Raw genomic sequence first — 17805 nt, 5'->3', positions numbered from 1 at the left:
AGCTTCTGCCGGCCGAGCGGCCTTACCCCTTGGGCGTAAGCAGGCGGATAGCCCCCGCGTGCACGCGGAGGGTGAGCGGCAACTCAAAGGGGACGGGATCTCCGTCGATGTGCACGGGCAGGGGGCGTTCCGCACTGATCACCGCTTCCCGACCCGACAGGAGGCGGACGCCGGGGCGCCCGGCGTGCTTGCCTTGGAAGGACAGGATCATGAGCTGCAGGACGCGGGGAGCGGACACGCCGGAGGCCACACACAGGTTGAGCTGGCCGTCCCCGGGGTTCGCGCCGGGGCATACCTTCATGCCCCCTGCCAGGCGCTCGGTGTTGGTGCAGGCCACCAGCCAGGTGCCGTTGGAATGGACCGGGACACCGTCGAGGAGCACCCTGCTGTCGGTGGGACGGAAGGTGAGCAGCCCCCCGGCGGCCCCGAAGGCGTAAGCCAGCGCACCCAGGCGCTTCAGCCAGCGGCGGGAGTGGGCCAGGTGGGCCACGTAGGCGTCGAAGCCGATTCCGATAGAGTTGATGGCGTAACGCCTGTTCCCCCCGGCATCTTCCACCTCGAAGGCGTCAACCGGGGTGGGCCGGGAACCTTCCAGGATGGACCTGAGCACGCTTTCCCAGGATATGGGGAGGTCTTGCCCCCGCACGAAGTCGTTGCCGGTGCCAGTGGGTACGGCGCCTATGGGGGTTTCGGGGCGCGTGCTGCCCAGCACGCCGTTCACGATTTCCCCCGTGGTGCCGTCCCCCCCTATCCCCACGATGGCCGCCGCTCCCTCATCGGCCGCCTGCCGCGCCAAATCCCGGGCTTCCCCGGGTCGGGCGGTGAATGTGGCCCGGAAGGGGATCCCTTTCTCGGCGATGATGCGCTCCATGAGGGGCCACAGGCGGGCGGTGCGGCCGCGCCCTGCCACCGGATTCACGATAAAATACCAGTCCAACGCTTCCCTGCCTCCTCGCCCCGGCGCAAGAGATTTCGTAAGCCCAGGATTCGCCGCCCGCAGGGAAAAACCTCCCGGACCGCTGCCCCGTCACCGGGAGCCTCCGCTCTGCCGGGAAACATGCGGACTTCGCTAGAACGAAGGAGGCGACATGACGGTAAGCATGACGGCTTCCTCATCGCCATCGTTGGCGTATTTGTGTGGTATGAGGGAACTGAAGTGAACGCTTGAACCCTGCTCCAGGTCGATCGTCTCGTCCCCAAGGAAAAGTTTCACCCGGCCGGTTATCACGTATGTGAACTCCTCGGCCGGGCCGTATCCATGGGCCAGGGGCTGGTCACAGGTGTGTGCCCCGGGGGGCAGGTGGGTGAGTGCCGCCTCCAGGTTGACCGGTCCGTGGCTTCCTGAGAGCAACTCGAAGGCCACGTTGAGCTGGGGCCATTTCACCGTCTTGCGTTCGCCCGGGCGCACCACCGACGAGTACCTGTCTTCGCCGTACGCCAGCAGCGTGAACAGCGAGGTGTTCAAACCCTGGGCGATTTTGCGCAGAGAAGAAAGGGAAGGCAGCGTCTGGCCGTTTTCCACCTGAGAGAGGAACCCCAGGCTGAGGCCTGACGCCGCCGCCAGTTGCTGTAGGGTGAGCTTTCGTTCCTTGCGCTTCTGCCGGATGATCCGACCCAGTTGGCAGCAACCACCGCCCACGCAGCATCACCTTCCTTTGCCCAAATTCGCCATAAAGTTGCCGCTTTCCTGCGGGGGTCGGGAGTGGGGCGGGTTTGTGCTGTGGTTCGACTGGGACGCGCTCATGCTTGAGACGGTTGTGCCGGGCAGTGCGTAGTGCGACAAACCCGGCCCTGGACCCAGCGGGACACCAGGCCCGCGATCCCGGCGGGGTCTTCCAGCAGCAGGGCATGGGCCAGACCTCCGAACTCCTGCCAGGTACGATCGTCGGTACCCAGGCGGGAGAATACCTCCCTGGTGGAGCGGTTGTCCACGACCAGGTCCGTACGGGAGATGAGGAAAAGGACGGGGACCTTGACCTCGGGGGCCCTGCGGGCAGCTTGCTCGCCTGCACGCACCAGCTCGGCCACGTAGCGGGTGCTCAGCCGCCGGTGCAGGAAGGGGTCCCGGCGCACGATCTCCCCAGCCACCGGATTTCTGCTCACCGCCAGGGGAGCACCCCGGGGCAGCCGGAGCCGAGGCGCCACCCGCGCCATGGCCCGGACGGCCGTGAGGGCCCAACCCGGCACCCCCGCCACCCGGAAGGCTGGTGCAGACAGCACCAGCCCGCTCACGGGATTCCCCCCCGACTGCTGGCGGCTGGGATCGGGGTGCCCGACAGCGTAAAGGAGTGCCAGCACCGCCCCGTAACTCTCGCCGATGAGGAAGGTGGACGGGGCAGGACACGCCGCCCGGGCCCAGTCCAGGGCCTCCCCTATGGCTTCCAGGTAGGCGGTGTGGGAGCGGGTGTGGGCGGGAGTGCCGTCGGAAAGGCCATGGCCGGGGAGGTCAAGCAGGGTGACCGAGATCCCGGTGCTGGCCAATTCCCAGGCGAAAGGTAAGTACGGTCCCAGGTACGACCCTGCCCCGTGCACCACCAGGGCCAGGGCGACGGGATGCTCGGGGGCGATCAGGCTTACGAAGACGCGGCGGCGTGCCGCGCCGGCAAATCCCACCTGGTAACGCACCGTTTTCCCTCCCGCGCGATGGGGCCGCAAACCGCGATGGGTCTCCGCGCCCCAGTACGGCTGCAAACCGCAGCCTGCCACCCCTCGATGGGTGGTGGTTCCCGTATCCATGATAGCATAGGAAAGGCACCCAGGCGGCACTCTACCCATTGATTCCCGCATCAGGGGAGGGGTGGATTTGCAGAACAATCTGGGAGCCACCGATCGCACGGTGCGCATTGTGGTGGGGGTAGTGCTCCTGGCCCTGCGCTTTTTCGTCCCGGTGGCGGGATTCCTGGGGGGCCTGTTCGTCCTGGTGGGGGCCTACCTGCTGGTGACGGCCGCAATCGGCTACTGCCCGGTGTACCACCTGTTTCGCTACTCCACGGCCCGGGAGCAGCGCCAGCAGCCCACCAGTTGACCAGTGCCCGAGCTGGCCGGGCACCCGTTGGCTAGCGCGGCGGATACCCCGGGGCAGTCGACCGCGTGGGGGAGAGGCCCGCGAAGTGGTTTGTGCGGCAGGACACCGGCGCAATGGAGGCGAAATAGCCCACGGGGGTTCTGCCTTGGCGGCATCACGCCGGGAACACATCCTGGCTCTTTTGAGACAGGCCCGCGGCCCGGTCACCGGGTCAGACCTGGCGCGCAGGTTGGGCGTTAGCCGGCAGGTGATTGTGCAGGATATTGCCCTCTTGCGCGCGGCCGGGGAGGACATCCTGGCCACCCCCCAGGGATACCGGTTGGGGCCCGGTATGCCGGCCCGTCCCTACCGGAAGGTGATCGCGGTCAGGCATTCCCCCGCCCAAACCGGGGACGAGCTGTACACCCTCGTGGAGGCGGGGGTACGGGTTCTGGACGTGATCGTGGAGCATCCCATCTATGGGGAGCTGCGCGGTCTTTTGCTCCTGGAAACGCGGGAAGACGTGACCACCTTCCTCGAGCGGGTGGCCAGTTCCGGGGCTGCCCTCCTTTCCAGCCTGACGGGGGGCGTGCACCTGCATACCCTGGAGGCGTCTCACCCGGATGCCATCGAAGCTGCTCGGACCCGGCTGCACGAGAAAGGCTACCTGCTGGACGCTTCGTGAGTTTTCTGCTCCGGGCCCCCGGGCAGGATGGCCCGGCTAGAAACCTTAAGCGCCTCTGTCTTGTCACCTGTCAAGTCATCTGCTATACTGGGTGCGATCCGGGGGATTATTACGTTCCGGGGGTGAGATGGTGCGCGCTAAGGAAGTTGTCGTCGGTGGTTTGCTCACTGCGCTGGCTTTGTTGATTCCCATCCTTTTTCGCGGTTACCTGCAGGTGGTCATACCACCTTTTTCCGCTACGCTGTTTTCTCACGTGCCCGAGATGCTGGCCATGCTGGTGAGCCCGGCCGTGGCGGCGTTTGTGGGGCTGGGTTCGACTTTTGGGTTCCTGATTACCCTGGGCCCGGTGGTGGCAGCCCGCGCATTCGTGCATGTGTTGTGGGGTGTTCTGGGCGCCATCCTGGTAAGGCGGGGCTGGCCCCTTTGGGCAGCCCTGGCGGTTGCCCTACCTGTTCATGCTCTGGGCGAGGCGTTGGCGGTGTTGGCCTTCGGCTATAACCTGGCGGTGGCCCTGGTGCAGGTGGGAGTGGGGACGGCTCTTCACCACGTGGCCGATGGGGTGGCTTCCCTGGCGGTGGCCAGGGTACTGGGGACAACACTGACGTCAGTAAGCCTTCCCGTGCAGCCGGCGATGCGCCGGCGCTAGCCACGTGCCCCTCAGGCAGTAACGGGAACACGTCTGCAACGGGGCGCGACGTGCTTGTTCCTCCCTCGGCATGGTCCCGGGGAGCCGAGGTGGAAGGGCACGGGCAAGAACAAGGCGTGGCTCGGGGAGCCACGCCTTGCGCCTTCCCGCATTTGCGTGCGACGACGCCGGTCCGGCGTCATGTCACGGTGGCACTGCGGTAGGGTCAGCCCGCCAGCCACAGCCCCCTACTTCTTGGGTTTTTCCACGTCGATGGTGAGCCGGCGAGGCTTGGCAGTGGGCTGATAGGGCACGGTGATCTCCAGGACCCCGTTGCGGTAGGTGGCCTTGATGTGCTCCGTGTCGGCCTCGGCGGGCAGGGTCAGGCACCTCTGAAAGGACCCGTAACGCAATTCGCGCCGCAGCCAGTTTTCCTTTTCGACCTGTACCTCTTCCTTGCGCTCGCCTTTGATGGTGAGCTGGTTGTCCTCTACCGTCACTTCCACCTGCTCCGGATCCACCCCCGGCAGTTCGGCCCTGATCAGAAGCTGCCCCTCCTTCTGGATGACGTCCAGGGCCGGCACCCAGCCGGTGCTCCGGACCGGGGCCGCCAGGGGCTGTTCCCAGGTGGCGAATGTACGCCGGAACAGGTCCTCCAGGCTCCGCTGGATCTCCACCAGGTCACGGAACGGATCCCAGCGCATGAGGGACATAGCAGATGCCTCCTCTCTGACATGATGTTTCTTCTGCTGGTCATTATATGCAGCCTAACCGCGGTTGTCAAGATCCTTATATCGGACGGTATATGTTTCGTTTGGAGCGAGGAAGGAGTTGCGGCAGGAGCTAGCTGCTTCCAGCGCGAATACCCCAGAGGAGGTGGTGCCCTGCCCATCAGACCCGCAGGCCCAGGCTAAGCCGACCAGCCGATGCAAGGGGGGCAGGCGATGAGAATTGCTATCGTGGGCGTGGGCGCCACGCCGCTGAGGTCGTTGTCTACCTGTGCCTCTTTTCGCGAACTCGTTTACGAAGCGGCCACCAGGGCTTACGAAGATGCCGGCATCGAACCCAAGGACGTGGATACGTTTGTGGCCGTGTCCGAGGATTACTGGGAAGGCACGGCCATCTTTGATGAGTACGTGCCCGACCAGCTGGGCGCCGTCCTGAAGCCCGTGCACACCATCTGCGCGGATGGCATCACGGGCCTGGCGGCGGGCCTCCTGCTGCTGGAGACGGGCCAGTTCCGTATCGCCGTGGTGGAGGGGCACGCCAAACCCTCCAACGTGCTGTACCCATCCCACATCGAAGCGTTCGCCCTCGACCCCGTCTTCGTGCGCCCGCTGGGTCTGAACCCGCGCTTTGTGGCGGGGCTCGGGATGCGCCGTTTCCTGGCCGAGCGCGAGTACACGGAACTGGATTGTGCCCGCGTGGTGGCGAAGAACCGGCGGCATGCCCTGGATAACCCCTGGGCGGCCCACCCGGCGGTGGTCGAGCCCGAGGACGTGCTGGCCTCCGAGCCGGTGGCCGAGCCCCTCAAGGAACTGGACGTGGCTCCTTACGCAGACGGGGCGGTGGTGCTCGTCCTGGCGTGCGAAGAGGTGGCGCGCCGGCTGCGGGATGACCCCGTGTTCGTGCGGGGGATCGGATGGGCGCAGGACACCCCTGACCTGAGCCGGTGGGAGTGGGGGCGGGCCGTGTACTGCGAGCTGGCCGCCCGCATGGCCTACCGGATGGCCGGCATCAGGGATCCCGTGCGGGAACTGGATCTGGCCGAGGTGGATGACACCTTCTCCTACAAGGAACTGCAGCACCTGGAGGCCCTGGGGCTGGCCCGGCCCGGGGATGCGGCTGCCATGGTGCAGGAGGGATTCTTTTCCCGGGGCGGCCAGCTCCCCGTGAACCCCTCCGGTGGCAACCTGGGGGCGGGGTATCTTCTGGATGCCTCCGGGTTGCGGCAGGTGGCGGAAGTGGTATGGCAGCTGCGGGGTGAGGCGGGTGCCCGTCAGGTACCGGGGGCGGAAGTGGGGCTGGCCCAGTCCTGGCGCGGGATACCCACTGCCTCCGGCGCCGTGGCAGTCCTGGCTCGTTAGGAGGGGGTGAGGCAAGATGGGATATCAGAATAAGGTGGCAGTGGTGGGCGCCGGCCTCACCCGCTTCGTGCGGCGGGCCCAGGAGACGGGGAAGGAACTGTGCTTTGAAGCCGCCCGCATGGCCCTGGATGCGGCTGGGCTGCGCCCGCGGGACATCGAGGCTGTGGTGATGGGCACCGCGCCCGACGTGTTCGATGGGGTGCACATGAAGGGGGAGTACCTGGCCGACGGCGCGGGAGGGTTCCGCAAGCCCTACATGCGCTCATTCGTGGGGGGCGGGTCCGGCGTGTTCGCCGCCATCCACGGATGGTACCACGTCGCTTCCGGTCACTTCGACACCGTCCTGGTGGTGGCGGAGGAGAAGATGTCCTCCTGCCTGCCTCACCCCCAGGCGGCTTTTAACGGCATTTACGACCAGTTCCTGGAGAGGCCGCTGGGCGTCAACCTGTTGTGGATTTTCGCCCTGGAAATGAACCGCTACATGCAGGTACACAAGATCCCCCTGGAGACCATCGCCCTGGTGTCGGTCAAGAACAAGAGGAATGGCCTGGACCACCCCTGCGCCCAGGAAGGTATCCCCGGCAACTACACCGTGGAGGAGATCGTTGGTTCGGAGGTGATGGTCTGGCCGGTAACCCGGCTCATGGTTTCCCCGGTCACCGATGCGGCGGCCGCCATCGTCATGGTATCCGAGCGGGTGGCCAAGCGCATCAGCGATCGGCCGGTGTGGGTGAAGGGGGTAGGGTGGCACCTGGACACGTCCTACTGGACAAACCGGGACCTGTACTATCCCAAGTACGTAGAGTACGCCGCCCGCATGGCCTACGACATGGCCGGCATCACCAATCCCCGGCGGGAGATAGACGTGGTGGAGGCATACGATCCTTTCGCGTACAAGGAGTTGCACCACATGGAGGGACTGCTCCTGTGCGACAAGGGTGAGGCTCCCCGCCTCCTGGAAAGGGGTATCACCGCCCGGAACGGAGAGCTCCCCGTCTGTCCCTCCGGGGGCCTGCTCGGGGTCGGGAACCCCATCGCCGCCGCCGGCCTGATGAAGGTGGCGGAGATATTCTGGCAGCTGCGCGGGGAAGCGGGAGCAAGGCAGGTTTCCCGGCCCGTGCGCACCGGCCTGGCTCAGGCCTGGGGTGACCTGATGCAGGTGGGCACCGTGGTGGTACTGGGGGTGTGAAGATGAGCGTGCATATCCGCGAATATCCCGGAGTTCCCCTCAGAGACCGTGACCTGCAGGAAGGCAGGGTGCTCGCCACGGAGTGGCGCGTGAAGGCCCAGTACGCCTGGGACACGGGGGCAGCCCTGAGCAGGTTCTTCCGGGGGCTCAAAGAGGGCAAGATCTACGGGCGCTGGTGCCCTGGCTGCAACCGGGTGATGGTGCCGCCCCGCATGTTCTGTGAGTGGTGCTTCCGTCCCACGGTACGCTGGGTGGCCGTGCGGGACACGGGGCGGGTCAACACCTTCTCCGTCTCGTACGTTAACTGGGATGCCAGCCGCTCTTCCGTGCCCCGGGTGCCGGCGGTGATTGAACTGGACGGGGCCAGCCCGGGGATGGGCATCATGCACCTCCTGGGCGAGGTGGGCGACACGCTGGAGGAAATCCTGCGTCGGGTGCGGGTGGGTATGCCGGTGCGGGCCGTGTGGAAGCCGCCGACCGAGAGGCAGGGGGCCATCACCGACATCCTGTACTTCGCACCGGTCGAGGGGCCGGGAGGTGGGGAGAATGGGTAGCCTGGAAAAGCCGTCCCGCTGGCAGGATGCGCCACCCCTGTTCGGCGACCAGGGGGTGTGGCACCAGTACACGTACGGACTCGCGGGAGAGAAGTTCTTCCGGGGCCTCATGGAAGAGAAGTTGCTGGCTGCCACCTGCCCCGAGTGCGGGCGCCGCTACCTGCCTCCTCAAATTTACTGCCCCGAGTGTTTCACCCGCACCGGGGATTGGACAGAGGTGAAACCGCCGGGGGTGGTACAGAGCTTCACCGTTTTACACCGGGACCTGGAGGATGCCCCCCTGCCCGAACCGCAGGTGGTGGTGTTCATTTCCTTCCCCGGTACCTGCGGGGGCATCATCCACCTGCTGGGTGAGATCCCCCGCGAGGAGGTATGCATCGGCCTGCTTGTAGAGCCGGTGTTCGCGGATGAAAAGCAGGGGAACTGGCAGGACATCCGCTACTTCCGTCCCGCACGCCGTGCCGGCTAAGACAAAACCCTGACCTGCGCAACCGAGGCGGGCCCGGGGCCAGCAGCACCCGGCCCGCCTCGAGCGCTGTTGGCCCCGCACGTCCCACCTCGATGACCTGGCAGGAATAAATTGCCCTCGCTGGGAGCATCCTCAGCACAGGTGAGATGTTCCCCACGGGGGTGATGGAGTGGGAACCAGAGTGTGGGCAGGGGTCCTCGGTGGACTGGCGGGAACCCTCGTAATGCTCATCGTGTTCTCGGCGGCATTCTACCTGGGAGCCATAGCCCTGAACTATCCCGCCGCTCTGGGAGGCTGGATCATCCCGCACGCTGCCACCATGGCCAGATTCTGGGTGGGGGTCGGCTTGGCCCTGGTCATCGGGGCCGTCCTGGGGCTGGTGTTCGGGTTAATCTTTCCGGCCCGGGCGGCTACCTCGGTGGGGATCCTCTACGGGGCAGTATGGTGGCTGATCGCGGGACTGGTGTTGTCCGCATTCGGGGTCATGAGTGCCTTCTGGCGGCTGGGTCCCGGTGTGCTGGCCATATCCCTGGTTGCGTACATGATTTACGGTGGCCTCACCGGCTACCTGGTGGAACTGACGGCCAGGCGCCGGGTGGGTACCACGACCTGATACGGCTGCTACCTCCGTGCCGGACGCGGCGGGCAGGCACGGTAAGGGGGGGGTCGGCCAGGCCGGGACGGAGTGGCGGTGCCGTCAGGGTGAGGCGGGTCCCCGACGGTGGGCGATGCGGGCCGCTGCCGCCGCAGCCAGAGCGGAGATGAGGTCGTCAAGGAAGGTATTGACCTGGCCCACGCGGCGGTTTGCGCCTCCGATAGGGCCGGGTTTGACCTTGTCCAGGTAACCGAAGTTGGTCAGGCCTATGGTACCATAAACGTTGACGATGGAGAGCGGCAGGATCTCGTCGATCCCGTAGAGGGGATCATCCCGGCGGACCATGCTCCCCAGCGGCTCGGGGAGCATGTCCTTTTCTGCCAGCATGTCCAGCGCCAGACCGGTGAGTACGGCGTTTTGGACTTCGCGTTTATCGAGCACGTGCCACAGCGACTCCTCGCACTCGGCCAGGGTGAGGTCGGGGGCGTAGGGCCTCTGCAGATCCAGTACCACCTGCGCCAGGGCGGGGATGCTCACCCCGCGCTGGCTGAGCATGGTGGCCACCACCTGCCGCATGGGGATGGAAGCCGGTTGGGGTTGTGAAACTGCCATGACTGTGCACTCCTCGCTCGAGGCCATCTCGTCGGAAGCCTGTGCCTGCACGATGTGCTGGTACCGGGCTACGTGGAACTTCGTGACCGGGGGGCCTCTTCCCTCTCGGGCGGGAAAGGCCGGGCCCACGCGACCTGGGAGGAGGAGGAATTCTGCTCGCCCTCGCGAAGCGGGTGTGTACGGGAACCCCGGGGGCAGAGCCGCCTGGGCTGCGAGACCGGAAGCTTGGAGGGAGTGAGGAGGGTGTCGGGGCGTACCATAGTGGTGGTGCAGGCCCACCAGGATGATGGCGACTTTTACTGCGGCGGCAGTGTGGCCCGCTGGTGCCGGCAGGGGGACCGGGTCATCTACGTGATCGTGACGGACGGCAGCAAAGGGACTATGGATCCACAACAGGACCCAGCCGCCCTGGCGGAGATCAGACGGGAGGAGCAGAAGCGGGCAGCAGAGGTGCTGGGGGTTAAGGAGTGCCTGTTCCTGGGATACCCTGACGGTGACCTGGTGCCCGACCTGGCCCTGCGCGAGAAGCTGGTGGCTATCTACCGGCGGTACCGGCCCGACCTGCTGGTGACCCACGATCCGTCGTGGAAGAGCTACCTGCTTCATCCCGACCACCGCATCACCGGGGAAATGGCCATGTACGCTGCCATGGCGGCGGGAATGCCCCTCTTCCACCGGGAACACCTGCAGCAGGGGCTGGAGGCGCACCAGATAGCCGAGGCCTTGCTCTTTCACTCTCCTGACCCGGACTACACCGAGGATATCAGTGATTACGTGGGCATCAAGGTGAAGGCCCTGATGTGCCACCGCAGCCAGTTCTACCTGCTGGGCCAGGCGGAGAGCGCCCTGGGGATTTCATTTGATCAGCTGCAGTTCCTCTACCAGCGGAAGCCCGAAAGTCTACCGATGGGTGTTGTGAGAGAAAGGTTCAAGCGCGTGGTGATGACCGCCGGGGGTCCCGCTCTCTGACCAGGAGCGCCACAGTAGCGCGGGCGTTTTCCCAGGCCAGGTCGTGGAGGACGGCGGCCTTCTGCCGCACGCTTTCACGCAGGTTCCCGTCGGCGAGTACGCGCCTGGAAACCTCCAGGAGCTTGTCCCCGTTCAGGTCGGACGGTGTGCCGGCCCGGGGGCATCCCACCTCGGCCAGGAAGCTGTCCACCTTGGGATCGTAGCTGATGCCTACCACGGGTACCCCGGCGGCGATAGCGAATATGAGGGCGTGCAGGCGCATGCCGATGACCAGATCGAGTTCGCCGGTGAGGGCCAACAGTTGCCGCGGGCCGTATCGTCCCGTCAGCACGCAAGAAGGTTCCTGCATCGCGGCCCGTACCTGCTCGATCATCCCCATGTCCTGAGGGTATTGCATGGGGATGAACACTACGGTGGCTCCGTCGCGGGCCAGGGAGTCGAGGGCGCGTGCGATCTCGGTGACGAAACGGGGTGAGGCGGGCCAGGGACGGGGTGCGACTCCCACCAGGGGGTGGGGGAGCCCGTCCCAGCCCTCGTGTTTCCTGATTTCCGCCACTTCTTCTGCCGGCGCGGGGGAGAGCAGGAAGGCGGGGTCGGCGGTTAGCAGGGGATCCCGGGCTCCCAGACGGAGGGCCTCTTCCCACGAGTGGCGATCCCGCAGGCTGACCAGCCGGGCGCGGGAAAGCAGCCCGGCCGTGAGGAAACGTCCCAGGCGGGAACGTATGGGCCCCAGCCCGTTGGCGTACACCGCCACCGGTTTCCCCAGCATCAGAGCCAGGGCGAATATGGACTGGTAGTAGAGCAGGGAACGGAAGCTGGTCACGTCCTGCAGCAAGCTACCCCCACCGAATATGAGGAGGTGACAGCGAGCCAGTGCCCCCAGCACCGCCCGGGGGGAGAATCTGTGGACCGCTTCCACGGAGAGACGGGCGAGGGTGCGGGCCGGTTGCGCGGAGAGCACGGTGATGTGGACATCCGGGACAAGGGAGCGGAGGGCGTACACCACCGCCTCGGCGATGGCTTCGTCTCCGGCGTTGTCGTACCCGTAATACCCTGCCACCACTACGCGGCGCTGGTGGCCACCTCGTTCAGGATCCCCCGGAACGGCTCACACCCCCCGCTGCGGTTTCCCATATCTTCCCGGTTGCGATCGTGAGAGCTACCACCATCCAGAAAGAGATGGTGATGGTAGCCATGTACAGGATGTTCTCGACCAGTCCGTGGAAGAGAGTGCCGGATACGGCTGCCAGCCCCGCCATAACTATCGCCGGCGCCGGGTCCGCTGCAGCCCTGACGGCCCGGCCCGGGGGCGCGGCGACCGGCGCGTGGCTCGTTGGGTCGCGACGGCCCGGACGGAGATAATGCAGACCGGTCCGGTACACGGTGAAGATGACCCAGAGGAATACGGCCAGGCCAACGATGCCCAGTTCTATGGCCTGTTCCAGAAACAGGCTGTGGCTGTGCCAGGCAAACCGGCCTTTGAGCTTGTATTCGGCGTACACCTGCATGAAGGCCCGGTGGCCGAGCCCCACGCCCGTGAGCCAGAAATCCCGCAGCATGGCCAGGCTGGCCAGCCATACGCCCACCCGGTGGGCGTTGGAGGCATCCTTGAGGCTGACCATACTGGCCACCCGATTCAGGACAACCTCGGGGGCTGCGAGGTAGCTCAGCAGGGCCACAGCGGGGAGGATCCACATGACCCGGCGCTCGCGGAAGAGCACGAACACCAGCACCGCCACCGCCAGCCCCAGCCAGCCGCCCCGGGAGTACGTGAAGAGGAGACAGGCGGTCATCACCGCCAGGGAGCTGGCGAGCAGCAAGCGCCCTTGCGGGCGGCGCTGAGAAACGAAGCCGGCCAGGCCAAAGGGGATGACCAGGCCCAGGTATTCGGCGAGCACGTTCGGATTGCCAAAGGTGGAGTACACCCGTACGCGCAGTTCCGGATGGAGTTTCACGTCGTACCAGGCCTTGTCCACCGGAACGCCTACGAGGTACTGGTACACACCGTATGCTGCCACCAGCGTACCCGCAAGCAGAAGGGTGTTCAGCAGGCGCAGCACCATCTTGCGGTCTGCTGCCCGGGTGATCGCCAGAAACAGCCCGAAGGCGCAGGTGTTGATGGCCAGATCGCGCAGGCTCCCCCGGGGATCCACCGAGGTAGCGGTGGCAAGGACGGCGAGGGCGTAGTAAACCGCCAGGGGGAGATCAACCGGAGTACGTGACCGGGGGGCAGTTCCGGATATGACCTGGGCGGCGTAGAACGCGATGGGCAGCGCGGCGGCCGCCAGCAACAGCTCCGGCGGGAGGATGGGCAGAGCGAGGATCAGGAGGTGAAGGCTTCCCTCCAGGGCCTGCGGCCGGGTTACCCAGGCCCAGCAAGCGCTCTTCTCCAGGGCCACCCTGGCTGCCGGCTGGAGTCGGCCCAGCATCGGTCCCAGATGTGCTGCTAGCGCGTCTGCCAGGGTGGCCAACTACTTCTTCTCCTCCATGCCCACGATGATCCCTCGCACCAGGAACCGCTGCCCTTTAAGGGCGGGGTTGAACCCGATCCGGATCTCCTGTCCCCCCATCCTGATGGCTCCGGGGGTGACCTGAGCTTCTCCCTCCAGGGTCAGGAGGACGTCGAACTTTCCGGGGACCTCAGCCAGCACCACCCGGCCGTCCGCCGTCTCCACGTACCGGCGGGCCGGACGCACTTCCCGCGCCACGATGCGTCCCAGCACCTGGTTGCTGTCCCCTTCTTTGACCGTAAGCCCTTCTTTCAACTCATCCACGGTGGGCTGCCGGATTTCTTCCACCAGCACCGTGACGTAATAGGTTCGGGTCACCGCCGTGTACTGGGGGTTCACCACCAGGAGCTTGTACGCGGCAAAGGCAGCCACCGCCAGTACCACCAGGATCCCCGCCACGTCCAGGCCGGTCAGGCGCCTCCACAGGGGAACCCTCCTATCCTTTTCCGCCAACTGCTGTCCTCCTCTCCAGGATTCTCTCGTAAATGGCGATCTGCTGGTCGCGCATCTTCTCCAGAGAGTAATTCGCCCGGGCGTGCTCGTACAGCCTGTGTCCCAGTTCCCGCCTGCGTTCGGGGTGGGCGAGCAACTCCAGCAGGCAGCGGGCCAGAGTACCGGCGTCCCCAGGCGGGTACAGGAGCCCCGTCTCCCCATGGATCACCAGTTCTGCCACGCTGCCCACGTCCGAACTCACTGTGGCGCGAGCCAGCCGGGCTCCTTCCAGCAAGGCGTACGGGAAACTCTCGCTGAAAGATGCCAGGGTGTTTACATCGAAAACGCTCATGATGGCGTCGGGGTGAGGGTGGTAGCCCAGAAAATGAACTCTGTCCGCAATGGCCAGTTCCCTGGCCTGAGCCTCCAGATTCGACCGTTCCTCTCCATCTCCCACGATCAGGAAATGGACAGCCGGGTATTCGCGCAGGACCATGCTGGCCGCCCGCAGGAATATGCTGTGCCCCTTGACAGGGGCCAGGCGCCCCACTATCCCCACCACGGCGTCGGAGGGGGGTATGTCCAGGCCCAGCCGGCGCAGCACTTCCTCGCGGGGAGGGAGGGGGGGCAGTTCCCGGAAGTCGATGCCGTTGTACACGGTGAACACCCGGTCGGCCGGAAAGCCCCGGGCCACCAGCATGTCGCGGAAACTCCGGGAGACGGCCACATAGTAGTCGAAGAAACGCAACGCCAGCCGGTTGAGATTTCCGTACACGAGGCTCTTGTAAAGGTTCCCGGCAAAGTCCAGAGTGTAGTCGCTGTGCACGGTGGTGACCAGGGGCCGCTTCAACCAGGGCTTGAGCAGGATGACCAGGAAGTTGGCCCGGGCTCCGTGGGTGTGCAGGAGCTGGAACCCTTCCCGCTGTGCCATGTCGTAAATGTCTCTGAGTACGGAGAGGTCGTAACGCCTGTTCTGGGCCAGCAACAGGACGTCTATGCCCGCCCCCCGGGCCTCTTCGTAGAAAATCCCGGGTGTGAAGCAGACCAGCCTGATGGTTATCCGTTCCTGCAGGCCCTTCAGCAGGGAAAGGACGTGGGTCTTGGCGCCGCCCACGTCTCCGCCGCTGATGAGATGCAGCACCTTCATGGGCATCTCCCGCCCCCGGCGGCTCAGGCGGGGCCTGGCGGCTGAAGGTGCCCGTCCCCGCCGCCTGTGCCTATCCGGAGTTCTTGTGATCCCCGGGGGATTCCTTCTTCCTTCCGTTGTTCTGCCGGGTCAGGCCCGAACTCCAGGCAGACCGGGAACACGGCGGTCCCGGTGTTTCTCCTCTGCAACCGGTAAGCGGCAGCCCGGGGTTCGTTGTCGGCCGGCGAAATCACCACGTGCACCACCGGCCAGAAGGCCTGCTCGAGATCCACCGGGGAAAGGGTTGCCGGTCCGGCAGGGTGCGAGTGATATATGGCCAGCAGTTGTTCGCCCCGCTCCTCGATGTCGAGGAGAGCCCGGTAAAGGGATTCAGGATCGGCCAGATAGGCGCGGGTCGGGGTGGGAGATATGTTGGGAAGGGGGATCGCCCGGGACACTCTGTTTCCGGTGCCGGCCAGGATACCGCATGCTTCGCCGGGCAGCTGCAAGCGGCAAAGGTGAATCACCTCGCCCCACACCCGTCGGGGGATGCACAGTGTATCCATACCATCTTCCCATCCCGTGGCAGCGGGTCCGCCGTTGACGGGGCCCGCGGTAGGCTGATCCAGGGGAGGAATACGATCACCCACCGGGAATTGCTTTAACGGTCCTCCTCTCGATAATGTCCTCATTTCCGCGTTTTGTCCAGTATACCCCTCCCCAGGCTGTCGGGGGAAGGAGGAGAGATGATGATCATCCCCAGCGGCGGTGATGTGACCCGGGCGCGGCGGAGATTGGCGGGGAAGGTCAGGGAGACGCCACTGCTCCCCGCCCCCGAACTGGGGGAGCGGGCCGGCGGGTACGTGTGGCTGAAGGCCGAGAACTTGCAGGCGGAAGGGTCTTTCAAGCTGCGGGGAGCCACTAACCGCTTGCTGGTGCTGAAAGAGCAGGGTTGGCAGGGCGGGGTGGTGACGGCCTCGTCGGGGAACCACGGGCGTGCGGTGTCGAGGGCAGCCCGCGACCTGGGATGGCCGGCCGTAGTGGTCATGCCGGAGGATGCTCCCGCTGTCAAGGTGAAAGCATGCCGACGGCTGGGAGCCCGGGTTGTGCTGCACGGTACTTCCTCCACGGCGCGCGCGGAATTGGCCGAGCGCCTGGCCCGGGAGGAGGGTCTGGCCTTTGTCCATTCCCACGACGACCCCGACGTGGTCGCCGGTCAGGGCACCGTGGCCCTGGAGATCCTGGAACGCCTGCCTTCCTGCAGGGTCATCCTGGCTCCTGTGGGCGGTGGCGGCCTCGTGAGCGGGATCGCCCTGGTGGCCGGAGAACTCGCCTCCGGGGTGGAGGTTTGGGGCGTGGAGCCGGAAGGGTCGGCGTGCATGTGCCGATCGCTGCAAGCGGGTGAGCCGGTTACTCTCGATACGGTGAATACCGTCGCCGACGGGCTCAGGACGCGGCGGCCGGGTAGCATCCCCTTTGCCCTGGCCCGTCGGTACCTGAAAGGAGTAGTTCTGGTGTCCGACGAAGAAATCCTGGCTACCGTGGCTTACCTGGCACGGGAGTGCCACCTGGTAGTTGAGCCGTCGGGCGCGGTGGCGGCGGCAGCGCTATGGGCGGGAAAGCTAAACCTGGCCGGACGCACGGCCGTGGCCGTTCTCAGTGGGGGAAATGTGGACCCTGCCCTGCTCTGCCGCGTGATACAGGAAGGGGAACGACATTGCGGAGTGTGAAAGATATGCTCGTGCGGATGTTCCTGGGGCGCCGGGCGCTGGACTGGCCCGGTCTCGAGGGGCGGTCGGCCAGCCGCTTGCCATCTCGAGAAAGGGATCGGGATCGACCTGAGGGGGGAGTCCGAGAAGATCGCGAGGCCGGTGCTGCCGGGGTCGACGGGGGCGAGGCTGCCCAGGGGGAGCTGCCACCCCTGCGCCCGGACTGGCGGGATATCGTGGCGTTCACCATCGCCATGTACCAGATCCTGGCTGTACCCTTCCTGCTGTTCTGCGGTGTGGCCCTCTTCATCTACTTGCTCCTCTGGCTGTGGGCCCGGTAGGTAGGAATGAAGTGGTCCCGTGGTGAATCTAGTAAGCTCGGGAGGTGGGACCTGCCCTTTGCCAGCAACGCACTGCCCAAAAGTTCTGGCATTCATGGAGGGATGAGGGTTGCGCATCGTGGTATGTGCCAAGCAGGTGCCGGACACCGAGGCCAAGGTTACGGTGGGCAAAGACGGCAGGTCCATAGACGAAACCGGGATAACGTTCATCATTAACCCGTATGACGAGTTTGCCCTGGAAGAAGGGCTGCGTATCAAAGAGAGGCTGGGAGGCGAGGCCACCGTCACCATGGTGTGTGTGGGTCCGCCCCGGGCCGAGGAAGCTCTGCGCACGGGGCTGGCTATGGGGGCGGACCAGGCCGTGCACATCTGGGACGAGAGCCTGGCCCGGGCCGATGCCGCCGCGGTGGCTGCCGTCCTGCACGCCGCCGTGGCCCAGATCGGATTTGACCTCATCCTGTGCGGACGGGTGGCCATCGACGATGCTTCTGCCCAGGTGGGACTCCGTCTGGCCGAGAGGCTGGGTCTTCCTCACGCCAACGCGGTGACGAAGCTGGAGATCCAGGGGCAGAAGCTGTTGGCCTACCGGGAAGTGGAGGGCGGCGTGGAGGTGGTGGAAATGCCTCTGCCCGCCGTGGTGACCGCCCAGAAGGGGTTGAACGAACCGCGCTATCCCACCATTCCCGCCATCATGAAGGCGAGGCGCAAGGAGATCGGGCGTCCCACCCTGGTCCAGCTCGGCCTGGGTGCTCAGGAGGTGGCGGATGCCTGCCGGAGCGAGGTGCTGTCGCTGCAACCGGCGCCCGGGCGCAAGGGTGGGCGCCTGGTGGCGGGTGAGCCGGAGGAGGCGGCCCGCACCCTGGCCCACCTCCTGCGGGAAGAAGCCAAGGTGCTGTAG

The 17805-nt window shown here is 65.9% G+C and carries 22 protein-coding genes; 12 read left to right on the top strand and 10 right to left on the bottom strand.

All coding sequences use genetic code 11. The features are described from left to right. Positions 1–22 precede the first annotated feature (22 nt). The 3 genes from AB1446_00930 to AB1446_00920 form a co-directional block, all read right to left on the bottom strand. Positions 23–937, bottom strand: coding sequence for a diacylglycerol kinase family protein (locus tag AB1446_00930; GenBank protein ID MEW6545467.1), 915 nt, complete (start codon positions 935–937; stop codon positions 23–25). 132 nt (positions 938–1069) lie between these two features. Continuing rightward, positions 1070–1639 (bottom strand): XRE family transcriptional regulator, encoded by a 570-nt coding sequence (locus tag AB1446_00925; GenBank protein MEW6545466.1) that lies wholly within the window; start codon positions 1637–1639, stop codon positions 1070–1072. 101 nt (positions 1640–1740) lie between these two features. Next, positions 1741–2625: an alpha/beta fold hydrolase gene (locus tag AB1446_00920; protein ID MEW6545465.1), complete on the bottom strand. Its 885-nt coding sequence runs from the start codon at positions 2623–2625 to the stop codon at positions 1741–1743. Positions 2626–2803: 178 nt separating this feature from the next. Between AB1446_00920 and AB1446_00915 the strand changes: the two genes are divergently transcribed. The 3 genes from AB1446_00915 to AB1446_00905 all read left to right on the top strand — a co-directional run bounded on the left by AB1446_00915 (position 2804) and on the right by AB1446_00905 (position 4335). Further along, a complete protein-coding gene (locus tag AB1446_00915) occupies positions 2804–3025 on the top strand; it encodes a DUF2892 domain-containing protein (GenBank protein ID MEW6545464.1) in 222 nt (73 codons plus the stop codon). A gap of 145 nt (positions 3026–3170) precedes the next feature. After that, complete coding sequence (locus AB1446_00910) at positions 3171–3689, top strand: transcription repressor NadR (protein ID MEW6545463.1); 519 nt, start codon at positions 3171–3173, stop codon at positions 3687–3689. Positions 3690–3819: 130 nt separating this feature from the next. After that, complete coding sequence (locus tag AB1446_00905; GenBank protein ID MEW6545462.1) at positions 3820–4335, top strand: ECF transporter S component; 516 nt, start codon at positions 3820–3822, stop codon at positions 4333–4335. A 227-nt stretch (positions 4336–4562) separates the two neighbouring features. Here the strand turns inward: AB1446_00905 and AB1446_00900 are convergent, their stop codons facing one another. Then, on the bottom strand, positions 4563–5027 hold the full coding sequence (locus AB1446_00900; protein MEW6545461.1) for an Hsp20/alpha crystallin family protein: 465 nt from the start codon (positions 5025–5027) through the stop codon (positions 4563–4565). Positions 5028–5258: 231 nt separating this feature from the next. Here AB1446_00900 and AB1446_00895 point away from each other — a divergent pair, with 231 nt between their 5' ends. The 5 genes from AB1446_00895 (at position 5259) to AB1446_00875 (ending at position 9226) form a co-directional block, all read left to right on the top strand. Next, the gene (locus tag AB1446_00895) at positions 5259–6401 is read left to right on the top strand and encodes an acetyl-CoA acetyltransferase (protein MEW6545460.1); all 1143 of its coding nucleotides are present in this window, start codon (positions 5259–5261) and stop codon (positions 6399–6401) included. A 16-nt stretch (positions 6402–6417) separates the two neighbouring features. Next, the gene (locus AB1446_00890; protein ID MEW6545459.1) at positions 6418–7590 is read left to right on the top strand and encodes a thiolase domain-containing protein; all 1173 of its coding nucleotides are present in this window, start codon (positions 6418–6420) and stop codon (positions 7588–7590) included. Positions 7591–7592: 2 nt separating this feature from the next. Next, positions 7593–8144, top strand: a complete 552-nt coding sequence (locus tag AB1446_00885) for a Zn-ribbon domain-containing OB-fold protein (protein ID MEW6545458.1) — start codon at positions 7593–7595, stop codon at positions 8142–8144. Next, positions 8137–8613, top strand: coding sequence for a Zn-ribbon domain-containing OB-fold protein (locus tag AB1446_00880; GenBank protein ID MEW6545457.1), 477 nt, complete (start codon positions 8137–8139; stop codon positions 8611–8613). The genes AB1446_00885 and AB1446_00880 overlap by 8 nt, the downstream gene beginning before the upstream one ends. Before the next feature lie 169 nt (positions 8614–8782). Continuing rightward, positions 8783–9226 carry a hypothetical protein gene (locus tag AB1446_00875; GenBank protein MEW6545456.1) on the top strand — a complete coding sequence of 148 codons (444 nt, stop codon included), beginning with the start codon at positions 8783–8785 and terminating at the stop codon, positions 9224–9226. Positions 9227–9310: 84 nt separating this feature from the next. On the opposite strand, the gene AB1446_00870 is transcribed toward AB1446_00875, so the two are convergent. Next, positions 9311–9784, bottom strand: coding sequence for a phosphatidylglycerophosphatase A (locus AB1446_00870; GenBank protein ID MEW6545455.1), 474 nt, complete (start codon positions 9782–9784; stop codon positions 9311–9313). 270 nt (positions 9785–10054) lie between these two features. Here AB1446_00870 and AB1446_00865 point away from each other — a divergent pair, with 270 nt between their 5' ends. Then, positions 10055–10789, top strand: coding sequence for a PIG-L deacetylase family protein (locus AB1446_00865; protein MEW6545454.1), 735 nt, complete (start codon positions 10055–10057; stop codon positions 10787–10789). Here the strand turns inward: AB1446_00865 and csaB are convergent. From csaB to AB1446_00840, 5 genes are read right to left on the bottom strand one after another with little or no spacing between them, the layout of a single operon-like run. Then, positions 10749–11849 (bottom strand): polysaccharide pyruvyl transferase CsaB, encoded by a 1101-nt coding sequence (gene csaB / locus AB1446_00860; GenBank protein MEW6545453.1) that lies wholly within the window; start codon positions 11847–11849, stop codon positions 10749–10751. The two genes, AB1446_00865 and csaB, sit on opposite strands and share 41 nt — an antisense overlap. Before the next feature lie 28 nt (positions 11850–11877). Next, complete coding sequence (locus tag AB1446_00855; protein ID MEW6545452.1) at positions 11878–13260, bottom strand: O-antigen ligase family protein; 1383 nt, start codon at positions 13258–13260, stop codon at positions 11878–11880. Next, positions 13261–13752, bottom strand: coding sequence for a DUF4330 domain-containing protein (locus AB1446_00850; GenBank protein ID MEW6545451.1), 492 nt, complete (start codon positions 13750–13752; stop codon positions 13261–13263). After that, positions 13736–14878, bottom strand: coding sequence for a glycosyltransferase (locus AB1446_00845; GenBank protein MEW6545450.1), 1143 nt, complete (start codon positions 14876–14878; stop codon positions 13736–13738). Before AB1446_00845 ends, AB1446_00850 begins: the two co-directional genes overlap by 17 nt. A 23-nt stretch (positions 14879–14901) precedes the next feature. Further along, entirely contained in the window at positions 14902–15423 is a 522-nt protein-coding gene (locus AB1446_00840; protein ID MEW6545449.1) for a M67 family metallopeptidase, read from the bottom strand. Between the two features lie 183 nt (positions 15424–15606). Here AB1446_00840 and AB1446_00835 point away from each other — a divergent pair, with 183 nt between their 5' ends. The 3 genes from AB1446_00835 (at position 15607) to AB1446_00825 (ending at position 17805) form a co-directional block, all read left to right on the top strand. Then, positions 15607–16587 (top strand): threonine/serine dehydratase, encoded by a 981-nt coding sequence (locus AB1446_00835; GenBank protein ID MEW6545448.1) that lies wholly within the window; start codon positions 15607–15609, stop codon positions 16585–16587. Next, entirely contained in the window at positions 16575–16907 is a 333-nt protein-coding gene (locus AB1446_00830; protein MEW6545447.1) for a hypothetical protein, read from the top strand. The genes AB1446_00835 and AB1446_00830 overlap by 13 nt, the downstream gene beginning before the upstream one ends. A gap of 109 nt (positions 16908–17016) precedes the next feature. Then, positions 17017–17805, top strand: a complete 789-nt coding sequence (locus tag AB1446_00825; protein ID MEW6545446.1) for an electron transfer flavoprotein subunit beta/FixA family protein — start codon at positions 17017–17019, stop codon at positions 17803–17805.

The sequence above is a fragment of the Bacillota bacterium genome, from assembly GCA_040757085.1.
In the GTDB taxonomy this organism is placed as follows: Bacteria; Bacillota; Sulfobacillia; order JACIYH01; family JACIYH01; genus JACIYH01.
This window is presented reverse-complemented; position numbering and strand designations above follow the sequence as displayed.